This is a genomic window from Serratia sp. LS-1 (genome assembly GCF_003719595.1).
Lineage (GTDB): Bacteria > Pseudomonadota > Gammaproteobacteria > Enterobacterales > Enterobacteriaceae > Serratia > Serratia ureilytica.
In genome coordinates, this window is sequence record NZ_CP033504.1 from 402,906 (window position 1) to 414,990 (window position 12,085).

Below are 12,085 nucleotides of genomic sequence, written 5' to 3' on the forward strand. Positions count from 1 at the left end.
TGCCACGTTGCTGATTAATCTCAGGTTAAGCGGGGCAATATGCACTATATTTACCCTGTTGCCTGGGGAACTGGCTGGCATGATAACGGTCAGAATAACGGCATCGTTTCCGGCGCGCGGAGAAAATCGGCCTCTGGGCTTGAAATCGCGCCGGGCTCCCCCAATCTGTAAAGAATAATTCTGGGGCTGTTTGCCAAAGTGCGCGGGATGAAATAACCGTCGGGTACGTGTGGCGCGGGTCGAATGCTTGAGCATAGTCATCATGGCCGTTCTCAAGTAGAATCGGCGTATTAGGGTGACACCCTGGCCGCCAAGGCAATTTCTATTAGGAGACGGTAATGTCATACAGTGGCGAACGAGATCAATTTGCACCGAACATGGCGCTGGTGCCGATGGTGGTAGAGCAGACTTCACGCGGGGAGCGTTCTTACGACATCTATTCCCGCCTGCTGAAAGAGCGCATCATTTTCCTGACCGGCCAGGTGGAAGATCACATGGCCAACCTGATCGTGGCGCAAATGCTGTTCCTCGAAGCGGAAAGCCCGGAAAAAGACATTTTCCTCTACATCAACTCGCCGGGCGGGGTGATCACCGCGGGCATGTCGATTTACGACACCATGAAGTTCATCAAGCCGGACGTCAGCACCATCTGTATGGGGCAGGCGTGCTCGATGGGCTCCTTCCTGCTGACCGCGGGCGCCAAAGGCAAACGTTTCTGCCTGCCGAACTCGCGCGTGATGATTCACCAGCCGCTGGGCGGCTACCAGGGCCAGGCGACGGACATCGAAATCCACGCGCGTGAAATCCTCAAGGTGAAAGCGCGCATGAATGAACTGATGGCCGAGCATACCGGCCAGCCGCTGGAGCAGATCGAGCGCGATACCGAGCGCGATCGCTTTATGACCGCGGAAGAAGCCGTGGAATACGGCCTGGTTGACAGCATTCTGACACACCGCAGCTAGAACCACGCGGCGCCGATGGACTATAGTAATCAGAGTGGGCAGGGGCTCGCTCTGTTGTAGCCCCCCGGCGTTCCCGATATGAGTTTGGGCGCACTGCCGCCGTGATTTTCCTGCGGGACAAGACTAAAGAAGAGGTTTGACTGATGACAGATAAGCGCAAAGACGGTTCAGGAAAGCTGCTGTACTGCTCTTTTTGCGGCAAAAGCCAGCATGAAGTGCGTAAGCTGATTGCCGGGCCGTCAGTGTATATCTGCGATGAATGTGTCGATCTGTGTAACGACATTATTCGCGAAGAGATTAAAGAAGTTGCCCCGCATCGTGAGCGCAGTGCGCTGCCGACGCCGCACGAAATCCGCCACCACCTGGATGACTATGTCATCGGTCAGGAGCAGGCGAAGAAAGTGCTGGCGGTTGCGGTGTACAACCACTACAAACGCCTGCGCAACGGCGATACCAGCAACGGTATCGAGTTGGGCAAGAGCAACATCTTGCTGATTGGCCCAACCGGTAGCGGCAAGACTCTGCTGGCGGAAACGCTGGCGCGCTTCCTGGACGTGCCGTTCACCATGGCCGACGCCACCACGCTGACCGAAGCCGGTTACGTGGGCGAGGACGTGGAAAATATTATCCAGAAGCTGTTGCAAAAATGTGACTATGACGTGCAGAAAGCGCAGCGCGGCATCGTTTATATCGATGAAATCGATAAGATTTCCCGCAAGTCCGACAACCCGTCTATCACGCGTGACGTTTCGGGTGAAGGCGTGCAGCAGGCGCTGCTGAAGCTGATTGAAGGCACCATCGCCGCGGTTCCGCCGCAGGGCGGGCGCAAGCATCCGCAGCAGGAGTTCCTGCAGGTCGATACCTCCAAGATCCTGTTTATCTGCGGCGGCGCATTTGCCGGCCTGGATAAGGTGATCGGCCAGCGCGTCAACACCGGCTCCGGCATCGGCTTCGGCGCGACCGTCAAGGGCGAGTCCGAGAAGGCCACCGAAGGCGAACTGTTGCTGCAGGCCGAACCGGAAGACCTGATCAAGTTCGGTCTGATCCCTGAGTTCATCGGCCGTCTGCCGGTGGTGGCGACCCTGAGCGAGCTGAGCGAAGACGCGCTGATTCAGATCCTGAAAGAGCCGAAGAACGCTCTGACCAAGCAGTATCAGGCGCTGTTCAACCTGGAAGGCGTGGAGCTGGAGTTCCGTGACGAAGCGCTGAACGCCATCGCCAAGAAAGCCATGGCGCGCAAAACCGGCGCCCGCGGCCTGCGTTCCATCGTGGAAGGCGCGCTGCTCGATACCATGTACGATCTGCCGTCGATGGACAGCGTGGACAAAGTGGTGATCGACGAGTCGGTGATCGCCGGTCAATCCAAACCGCTGCTGATTTACGGCAAGCCGGAAGCCCAGGCGTCTGGCGAATAATTAGCCAGTTAAACCAGCGCGTTATCAGCAAAATGGGGGATTTCATCCCCCATTTCTTTTTCCTGCATTCTTGCCGTTGAATGTAAGAGATTCATCCCCATATACTCATTAACCAGATTTTATGAAACGTTAGATGCTTGCGTCTCATGAGATTCCCCCTCAACCTGGCGGAAATTAAACTAAGAGAGAGCTCTATGAACCCTGAGCGTTCCGAACGCATTGAAATCCCCGTTTTGCCATTGCGCGACGTGGTGGTTTATCCGCACATGGTGATCCCGTTATTTGTTGGCCGGGAAAAATCGATTCGGTGCCTCGAAGCCGCAATGGATCACGATAAGAAGATCATGCTGGTGGCACAGAAAGAGGCCTCAACGGATGAACCTGGCATTAACGACTTGTTCTCGGTTGGCACCGTAGCGTCGATCCTGCAGATGCTGAAGCTGCCGGACGGCACGGTAAAAGTGCTGGTCGAGGGGCTGCAGCGCGCACGCATCACTACGCTGTCCGACAGCGGTGAGCATTTTGCCGCGCAGGCGGAATACCTTGAATCGCCGGCTATCGACGAGCGCGAGCAGGAAGTGCTGGTGCGCACCGCGATCAATCAGTTTGAAGGCTATATCAAACTGAACAAAAAAATCCCGCCGGAGGTGCTGACGTCACTGAACAGCATCGACGACGCCGCGCGCCTGGCGGACACCATCGCCGCCCACATGCCGCTGAAACTCAGCGACAAACAGTCGGTGCTCGAGATGTCCGACATCACCGAGCGTCTGGAATACCTGATGGCGATGATGGAGTCGGAGATCGACCTGCTGCAGGTTGAGAAACGCATCCGCAACCGCGTCAAGAAGCAGATGGAGAAGAGCCAGCGCGAGTACTATCTGAATGAGCAGATGAAGGCGATTCAGAAAGAACTGGGCGAGATGGACGACGCGCCGGACGAGCACGAAGCGCTGAAGCGCAAGATCGATGCGGCGAAAATGCCGAAAGAGGCGCGCGAGAAAACCGAAGCGGAACTGCAAAAGCTGAAGATGATGTCGCCGATGTCGGCGGAAGCGACCGTGGTACGCGGCTACATCGACTGGATGCTTCAGGTGCCGTGGAACGCGCGCAGCAAGGTGAAAAAAGACCTGGTCAAGGCGCAGGAAGTGCTCGATACCGATCACTACGGCCTGGAGCGCGTCAAGGATCGCATCCTCGAGTACCTCGCGGTGCAGAGCCGCGTCAGCAAAATCAAAGGGCCTATCCTGTGTCTGGTTGGGCCGCCGGGCGTGGGTAAAACCTCGCTGGGGCAGTCGATCGCCAAAGCGACCGGGCGCCAGTACGTGCGCATGGCGTTAGGCGGCGTGCGTGACGAAGCGGAAATCCGCGGTCACCGCCGTACCTACATCGGATCGATGCCGGGCAAACTGATCCAGAAAATGGCCAAGGTTGGGGTGAAGAACCCGCTGTTCCTGCTGGATGAGATCGACAAGATGTCTTCCGACATGCGCGGCGATCCGGCTTCCGCTCTGCTGGAGGTGCTGGATCCGGAACAGAACGTGGCGTTCAACGACCACTACCTGGAAGTGGATTACGATCTGTCCGACGTGATGTTCGTCGCCACCTCCAACTCGATGAACATCCCTGCGCCGCTGCTGGACCGTATGGAAGTGATCCGTCTGTCGGGTTATACCGAGGACGAAAAGCTCAACATCGCCAAACAGCACCTGCTGCCGAAGCAGCTTGAGCGCAACGCGCTGAAAAAAGGCGAGCTGACGGTCGACGACAGCGCCATCATCGGCATCATTCGCTTCTACACCCGCGAAGCCGGGGTGCGCAGCCTGGAGCGTGAAATCTCTAAACTGTGCCGTAAAGCGGTGAAAACGCTGCTGATGGATAAGAAGCGCAAGCACATCGAGATCAACGGCGACAACCTGAAGGACTACCTGGGCGTGCAGCGCGTCGATTACGGCCGTGCGGATACCGAAAACCGCGTGGGCGAAGTCACCGGGTTGGCGTGGACGGAAGTGGGCGGCGATCTGCTGACCATCGAAACCGCCTGCGTGCCGGGCAAAGGCAAGCTGACTTACACCGGCTCTCTGGGTGAAGTGATGCAGGAATCGATTCAGGCGGCGCTGACCGTGGTGCGCGCGCGCGCGGAGAAATTGGGCATCAACGCCGATTTCTACGAGAAACGCGACATCCACGTGCACGTGCCGGAAGGGGCGACGCCGAAAGACGGCCCGAGCGCCGGTATCGCGATGTGCACCGCGCTGGTCTCCTGCCTGACCGGCAACCCGGTACGCGCCGATGTGGCGATGACCGGCGAGATCACGCTGCGCGGCCAGGTGTTGCCGATCGGCGGCCTGAAAGAGAAACTGTTGGCGGCGCATCGCGGCGGCATCAAAACCGTGCTGATCCCTTACGAGAACAAGCGCGATCTGGAAGAGATCCCGGATAATGTCATCGCCGATCTGGAGATTCATCCGGTGCAGCGAATCGATGAAGTTTTGAACATTGCGTTGCAAAACCCGGCCTTCGGCGCACTGCCGGTAGCGGCAAAATAGTGACGAATCGCAAAAACCATTGATAAAACTTATACTGGCAAGCCATTTCGGACTTGCCAGTATTTTTTTGTACCGCTAAGTTAGATCTCTGTCGGCCCACGTTTTGCCACGCAGTCGGTGGCTTGCCAAGGTTCGATGGGATTGATATAACAGCTGCGCTGTCGCAACCGTAGGGATTTTTCGGTGCGACGATAGAATTCTAGAGGGGATGATAGAGTGAATAAGTCACAACTGATCGACAAGATTGCCGCAGGTGCTGATATTTCCAAAGCGGCAGCTGGACGTGCTTTAGACGCAGTAATCGCTTCCGTTACCGACTCTCTGAAAGCTGGGGATGACGTGGCTCTGGTTGGTTTCGGTTCCTTCACCGTGCGTGAACGTTCGGCTCGTACCGGCCGTAACCCGCAAACCGGTAAAGAAATCAAGATCGCGGCAGCCAAAGTGCCGGCCTTCCGTGCAGGGAAAGCGCTGAAAGACGCTGTAAACTGATTTGGCGTCTAACCGTTTAGCGTAACAGGGTTTTGTAATAAACAATCACCTGACGCAGCGGTGCTGGTAAGGTAAGATACAAGGCGCATCGGACTGATGCGCTTTTTTTATTTTTGTCGCAGGGAACGCGCCTGCACAAGGGTTGTTAATCCACATCACAGCGGAGTGTTGTCACACTATGATGGACAATTTACGCGCGGCTGCCAATCACGTCGTGCTCAAAATCATCCTGGCCCTGATCATCCTGTCATTCGTCCTGACCGGGGTGGGTAACTACCTGATCGGCGGCTCCGGCGATTATGCTGCGAAAGTAAATGGTCAGACGATCGAACGCGCTCAGCTGGAACAGGCTTTCCAAAGCGAGCGTAGCCGCATGCAGCAGCAGCTGGGTGACCAGTTCTCTGCGCTGGCCGGCAACGAAGGCTACATGCAGCAGATGCGCCGTCAGGTGTTGTCCCAGTTGATCGACAACATGCTGCTCGACCAATACGCCAAGAAGCTGGGCCTGGCGGTCAGCGACGATCAGATCAAGGACGCCATCCGCAAGGCGCCTTATTTCCAAACCAACGGCCAGTTCGATAACGCCAAGTACCTCGACCTGATCGGCCGTATGGGCTACACCGCCGACAACTTCGCGCAGTCGATGCGTCAGCAGCTGGTCAATCAGCAGCTGATCCAGGCCTTCGGCGAATCCGGCTTCGTGCTGCCGTCCGAATCGCAAGCCATGGCGGCGTTGGTGCTGCAGGAGCGCGACGTGCGTCTGGCGACTATCGATCTGAAGGCGCTGCAGGCGAAACAGAGCGCCGGCGACGACGAACTGAAGGCGTATTACGATCAGAACAAGAACAGCTTCATCGCCCCGGAGCAGGTGAAGGTGAGCTATATCCCGCTGGACGCCGCGTCCATGCAGGATAAGGTGAAAGTGAGCGAAGAGGACATCAGCGCTTACTACGACCAGCACAAGAGCAGCTACGGCCAGCCGGAGCGTAAAAACTACAGCGTGATCCAGCTGAAAACCGAGGCGGAAGCCAATGCGGCGCTGGATGAGCTGAAGAAGGGCGCCGATTTCGCCACGCTGGCGAAAGAAAAATCCACCGACATCATTTCACGCCGTACCGGCGGCGAACTGGGTTGGCTGGAGCCGGAAACCACCGCCGACGAGCTGAAGCAGGCTAACCTGACTGAAAAAGGGCAGCTGTCCGGCGTGGTGAAATCTTCCGTCGGCTACCTGATCGTGCGTTTGAACGACATCGAACCAGAGAAACTGAAGCCGCTGAGCGAAGTGCATGACGCTATCGCCAAGCAGGTGAAGCAGGAGAAAGCGGTAGATGCGTATTACGCGCTGCAGCAGAAGGTGAGCGAAGCGGCAACCAGCGACAACGAATCCCTGGCCTCGGCTGAAGAAGCGGCGGGCGTGAAAGCGGCGCAAACCGACTGGTTCACCCGCGACAATATCCCTGCGGCGCTGAACTTCAAGCCGGTGGTGCAGGCGATCTTCGACGGTTCGCTGATCGGCGAGAACGGCGCGCCGGGCAGTAACTCCGACGTGATCACCGTAGACGGCGACCGCGCCTTCGTGGTGCGCGTGAGCGGCCACAAGCCGGAAGGCATCGAGCCGTTCGACCAGGTAAAAGACCGCGTGGCGGATCTGGTGAAACGCAACAAGGCGGTGCAGGAAGCGAAACTGCAGGGTGAGAAGCTGCTGGTTGAGCTGAAGCAGGGCAAGGGCGACGAGGCGATGAAAGCCGCCGGCCTGAGCTTTGGCGCCGTGCAGAAGATGGCGCGCGCGCCGGAAGACAGCCAGCTGGTGGAGAGCGTGTTCGCGCTGCCGCACCCGCAGGACGGCAAACCGGTGTACGGCATGTCGCAGGATCGCCAGGACAACGTGGTGCTGATCGCACTCGATGCGGTGAAGCCAGGCACGCTGCCGGAAGACGAAATGAAAACCTTCGTCGGCAAGATGGAAGAGGGCGCGACCGGCGTTTCCTTCGATTCGCTGCTGGCGAGCCTGCGTAAAGAAGCCAAAATTAAAATGGGCGCCGCTGAGCAACAGCCGCAGTAATCGCCGCATTTTTCTGCAACGCAGTGCAACAAACAAAGGCCGCTTTCGCGGCCTTTTCCACATCTGATATCCGCCGATTGCTGAATATCTGCCGCCGCGGCAAGGTAGCCGTGCTGTCACACACAAGGAGGATACAGCATGCAACATACAGAGAAAAAAACGTTATCAGGTTACCGTCATCACGTTAAAGCCGCGCTGGCCGCGCTGTTGTTATGCCTGGCGGTGCCGGCCGCCGCGGCGGATAAAGCCGATGCGCCGGCGCCGATGCTCTCAACCCCGACGAGCAATGGCGGGCAACAGGCGATGACCAAGGCGGCCGAAGAGACGGCGGTCAGCATCAATCAGGCCACCGCCGAACAGCTCGCAGCGGCTTTGAGCGGTGTCGGTCTGAAGAAGGCGGAAGGCATTGTGCGCTATCGCGAACAGAACGGGCCATTCACCCAGGTTGAGCAACTGCAGGAGGTGCCGGGCATCGGACCGGCGCTGTTCGAGAAGAACCGCACTCGGCTGAAAATGTGATCCCGGTCGCGGCTGCGCGGCAAAATGCCGCTGAGGCAATGGCGACTCTGCTACATTTTACAGGTCTTACCAGTTTGGCGCGTTGACCAAACGGGCGAGGGAGCCCACGCGGCTCCCTCTTTCTGTAATCACCAGGCAGGAGCGATCGTTCCCTATGCAAACCTTTATCAAAGTTCGCGGTTATCACCTTGATGTCTACCAGCACGTTAACAATGCCCGCTATCTGGAGTTTCTGGAGGAGGCGCGCTGGGAGTGGCTGGAAAACGAGGCAGGGTTCCGCTGGATGACGGAAAACAACATCGCTTTCATCGTGGTGAACATCAATATCAATTACCGCAGCCCGGCGGTATTGGGGGATAAACTGCGCATCGACAGCCAGATGGTGCAGCTCAACGGCAAAAGCGGGGTACTGAGCCAGAAGGTGACGCAGGATCCGGCGGGGACGCCGGTGGCCGACGCGCTGCTGACTTTCGTGTGCGTCGATCTGAAAACGCAGCGGGCGCTGCCGATTGAAGGGGAATTGCGCGAGCACTTGGAAGCGCTCACGCCCAAATAACATTCGCAGTCAGCTCACCGGCGGCGGCTGCCGCCGTCGCTGCCTCAGGCCAGACTGGCCTTCTGTTTCAACGCCGCCATCACTTCCGCCTGGTTGGCGCGATATTGCGTCAGGCCATTGGCGCGCAGGTTGCAGGCGGCGCATTCGCCGCAGCCGTCACCCTTGATGCCGTTGTAGCAGGTCAGCGTATCCTGACGCACCCGATCCAGCTGCTGGTAATAGTCCGCCAGTGCCCAGGTTTCGGCCTTGTTCAGCCACATCAACGGCGTTTCGAAGCGGATATCGCGGGCGATGCCCAACACCACCGCCTGGTTCAGCGCTTTGACGAACTCGTCGCGGCAATCCGGGTAGCCGGAGAAGTCGGTTTCACACACGCCGGTGATCACCGCCTCCGCTTCCACCTGGTAGGCGTAGATCGCCGCCAGCGTCAGGAACAGGATGTTACGGCCCGGCACGAAGGTGCTCGGCAGCGCGTTTTTCTGGTTGGGATCGTAGGCGGGAACCGGAATATTGTCGCGAGTCAGGCTGCTGATGGCCAGCTCATTGAGCAACGTCACGTCCAGCACCTTGTGCGCCTTGGCGCCGAGGGCCTCCGACAGCTCCTGAGCGACTTCAATTTCGGCGCGATGGCGCTGGCCGTAATCGAACGTGACGCAGTGAACTTCGTCATACTGTTGCAATGCCTGGATCAAGCAGGTCGTGGAGTCTTGTCCACCGCTGAAAACGACAACCGCGCGCTTCATAAAATCACCTTTTTGGGCTTTGGCCATTCCCGATACACATTCGGGCGGCAGGATAAAAATTGCGTTGCGGCGACAATAGTAGCAGAAAGGGCCGTCAGGCGCAGGGCGGTTCGGCTCCGGTCGGTGCCTCATCCACCGGCGGCGGCAGCCACGCCTGGCAAAAATCGAACCAGCCATGGGCGGTCAGCGTCACGCCATGCATACGCGGCGGCGCGCTGATCTGATACTGGTAGTGGAACAGCGGCGTGATGATGGCGGCGGCCATCAGCTGTTGATAATAGGCCTGCAGCCGTTCGAAGCGCAGTGGCTGCGCCTGCAGCTGCTGGATCTCCCGCAACGTCTCCTGCTGCTGCTGCCAGCGGCTTGCCGTCAGGATGCCGCGCCACAGCGAATCCTGCCGCAGCCAGCTCTCCAGCGTCGCCTCAGGCGCCTCGCCGATCAGATTGTCCGCCAGCAGCAGGTCGGCCTGGGCGATCTGCGCCTCGCTTTGCCAGCGTTTGCCGGCGTAGTAACGCACTTCCAGCTCGCAGCCGTGCTGCGCTAGCAGCCGCTGTAGCGCGACCGTCACCGTTTGCAGCTCGACCGGCGGCCGATACAGCAATGTTAGCCGAGCGGGCAGCGGGACATCTTCTTCAATCCGTTGGCTGGGGATGCGCCAGCCGGGCAGCATTTCATGGCTGGGGGTGATCACGCTGTTGGGGATCGGCAGATGGCTGAGCAGGCCGGACTGCTGGATCAGCATCAGCAGCTTTTGCCCCTGGGCTTCGCTCAGCACGCCGTGGCGCAGGTTCAGCGCCAGATAACACCAGCCCAGGCTCATGCTGCGCTGCACCGGCCGGGCCTGCGCCAAATCGTCTTGCTGACCGATGGTGATGCGCACCGGATGCCGGCAGCTGGCGTCGGCGCCGGTGATGGGCAGATCGGGCGTGATCCAGTATTCGATGGTGTCCAGATACGGATGCTGCAGATGGTAACCGGCATGCTGTTCCAGCCTCACCAACTGCGGTTCATTCAACGCCAGTTTAAATGGGCCGGCGCCGATGGCCGGCAGTTCGGGGTGTGTCATCAGACAAGGCAGCTCCGCCAGCCGGTGTGCCAGCCAATAGTCCGGCAGGTGCAGGTCGAACTGAATGCACAGCGGATGCGGCAGGCTGACGTTCGCGACGCTGCTCAGGCTGGGTTGGCTGCGCGGATGGCCCAGCAGTTTTTCCAGCGTTTGCAGCAGTTGCTGGCCGGTCAACGGTTCGCCGTTGTGCCAGCGCAGCTGGCTACGCAAAAAGAATCGCCAGCGCAGGCCGCCATCGCTTATCTGCCAGTGGTGCGCCAGATCGGGCTGCGGCTCCGGGTTACCGGTCATCAGGCGCGTCAGCCCGGCGTGCAGGGTCGACACCAGATGTTGCTCGGCGCGGCCGGTCAGCGTGAGCGGATCGAGCGCCTCCAGCGTACGGTAATAGGGAATGCGCAGCGTCGGGCTGCCGGCCTGCCATTGCCCGCCGAGGTGCGGGTTGAGCAGATCCTGCAGGTGTTGCGGATCGAGCTGCGCCATCTCCAGCGCCCCCTGATGATTGCCTTGTTGCAACAGCTGCTGCAACAGCTGCGCGCGCAGCTCATCCGGTGTTTTCAGGCAGCGCAGGCTGGCGCGTTTGCCGCGGCCGGGCTGCGAATGCCAGCTCAGCCAGCCCTGATCCTGCAGCTGCTGCACCAGCGTGCGGGCATGGCGTTCGCTGCAGTAGAACATTGCCGCCAGCTCGCCGATGGTCACGGCGACCGGCGCGTTGCCGAGCTGTTGATACAGGCGTTGATATTGGCTGAGACGGTGAACCAGGCGCATGAGCAGAAATCCGGAACAGTTTTCCCAAATTGTTCACTATTACTTCCGCAAATACCATCCCATACTGCACTGATTGTAATCGCGTTCACATTCATGAGGTCTTTATGTATCGCCTGGCGGCTTTCGATATGGACGGCACGCTGTTGATGCCGGATCACCGGGTTGGCCCGGAAACGCTGGCGGTGCTGAACCAGCTGGTGGAGCGGGAGATGGTGGTGACGTTCGCCACCGGGCGGCACTACCTTGATGCGCAACCGATCATGGCGCAGCTGGGGCTGCAGGGCTATCTGATCACCGGCAACGGCACGCGGGTGTATGACAACCGTGGCCAACAGCTGCACGCCACCGATCTGCCGGCGGAGATCGCCGAAGAGGTGCTGCATCATCATTGGCGCACCCGCGCCAGCATGCACGTGTTCCGCGACGAAGGTTGGCTGACCGAGTTCCCCGCGCCGGAAGAGATGCTGCAGGCGCACCACCTGAGCGGCTTTCGTTTCCAACTGGCTGACGTGCGCCGCTTACCGGCCTTCGGCAACAGCAAGGTGTGCTTTGTCGCACCGCATGAGGAGTTGCTGGAATTGCAGGTGCAGCTGCGGGCGCAGCTGGGCGGCGAGGCCGATCTGTGTTTCTCCGCTTACGATTGCCTGGAGGTGCTGCCGCTCGGTTGCAACAAGGGCGCGGCGCTGGACCGGCTGAGCCGTCACCTGGGATTGACGATGGCCGACTGCATGGCGTTCGGCGATGCGATGAACGACAAAGAGATGCTGGGCGCGGTGGGACACGGCGTGGTGATGGGGAACGCCCTGCCGCAGCTGAAATCCCTGCTGCCGCAGCTGCCGGTTATCGGCCACTGCCAACAACAGGCGGTGGCTCATTATTTACAACATTGGCTGCGTTCACCTTGCCTCACCTATTCCCCCGAATAATGAGGTTCTCCTTACAGCCGGCCGGGTATGACT

At 59.2% G+C, this 12,085-nt stretch carries 10 protein-coding genes; 8 read left to right on the forward strand and 2 right to left on the reverse strand.

What is annotated here, in order from left to right:
- Positions 1 to 338: 338 nt before the first annotated feature.
- The 7 genes from clpP to EDY99_RS01995 all read left to right on the forward strand — a co-directional run bounded on the left by clpP (position 339) and on the right by EDY99_RS01995 (position 8,552).
- Positions 339 to 962 carry an ATP-dependent Clp endopeptidase proteolytic subunit ClpP gene (gene clpP, locus EDY99_RS01965; RefSeq protein ID WP_103682133.1) on the forward strand — a complete coding sequence of 208 codons (624 nt, stop codon included), beginning with the start codon at positions 339 to 341 and terminating at the stop codon, positions 960 to 962.
- Positions 963 to 1,105: 143 nt separating this feature from the next.
- Positions 1,106 to 2,377, forward strand: a complete 1,272-nt coding sequence (clpX, locus tag EDY99_RS01970) for an ATP-dependent protease ATP-binding subunit ClpX (RefSeq protein WP_004940354.1) — start codon at positions 1,106 to 1,108, stop codon at positions 2,375 to 2,377.
- Positions 2,378 to 2,571: 194 nt separating this feature from the next.
- Entirely contained in the window at positions 2,572 to 4,926 is a 2,355-nt protein-coding gene (gene lon, locus EDY99_RS01975) for an endopeptidase La (protein ID WP_019454189.1), read from the forward strand.
- A 216-nt stretch (positions 4,927 to 5,142) separates the two neighbouring features.
- On the forward strand, positions 5,143 to 5,415 hold the full coding sequence (gene hupB, locus EDY99_RS01980; protein ID WP_004940351.1) for a nucleoid-associated protein HU-beta: 273 nt from the start codon (positions 5,143 to 5,145) through the stop codon (positions 5,413 to 5,415).
- Positions 5,416 to 5,593: 178 nt separating this feature from the next.
- Positions 5,594 to 7,477: a peptidylprolyl isomerase gene (gene ppiD, locus EDY99_RS01985; protein WP_033642073.1), complete on the forward strand. Its 1,884-nt coding sequence runs from the start codon at positions 5,594 to 5,596 to the stop codon at positions 7,475 to 7,477.
- 138 nt (positions 7,478 to 7,615) lie between these two features.
- Positions 7,616 to 7,996 (forward strand): helix-hairpin-helix domain-containing protein, encoded by a 381-nt coding sequence (locus tag EDY99_RS01990; protein WP_033642074.1) that lies wholly within the window; start codon positions 7,616 to 7,618, stop codon positions 7,994 to 7,996.
- 154 nt (positions 7,997 to 8,150) lie between these two features.
- Positions 8,151 to 8,552, forward strand: coding sequence for a thioesterase family protein (locus tag EDY99_RS01995; protein WP_033642075.1), 402 nt, complete (start codon positions 8,151 to 8,153; stop codon positions 8,550 to 8,552).
- 44 nt (positions 8,553 to 8,596) lie between these two features.
- Here EDY99_RS01995 and queC read toward each other — a convergent pair whose 3' ends face one another.
- Positions 8,597 to 9,295, reverse strand: a complete 699-nt coding sequence (queC, locus tag EDY99_RS02000; RefSeq protein WP_047575348.1) for a 7-cyano-7-deazaguanine synthase QueC — start codon at positions 9,293 to 9,295, stop codon at positions 8,597 to 8,599.
- A gap of 94 nt (positions 9,296 to 9,389) precedes the next feature.
- Positions 9,390 to 11,126 carry an SgrR family transcriptional regulator gene (locus EDY99_RS02005; protein ID WP_123061416.1) on the reverse strand — a complete coding sequence of 579 codons (1,737 nt, stop codon included), beginning with the start codon at positions 11,124 to 11,126 and terminating at the stop codon, positions 9,390 to 9,392.
- A 104-nt stretch (positions 11,127 to 11,230) separates the two neighbouring features.
- Here EDY99_RS02005 and cof point away from each other — a divergent pair, with 104 nt between their 5' ends.
- Entirely contained in the window at positions 11,231 to 12,052 is an 822-nt protein-coding gene (gene cof, locus EDY99_RS02010) for an HMP-PP phosphatase (RefSeq protein ID WP_123061417.1), read from the forward strand.
- The last annotated feature ends 33 nt before the right edge of the window (positions 12,053 to 12,085 follow it).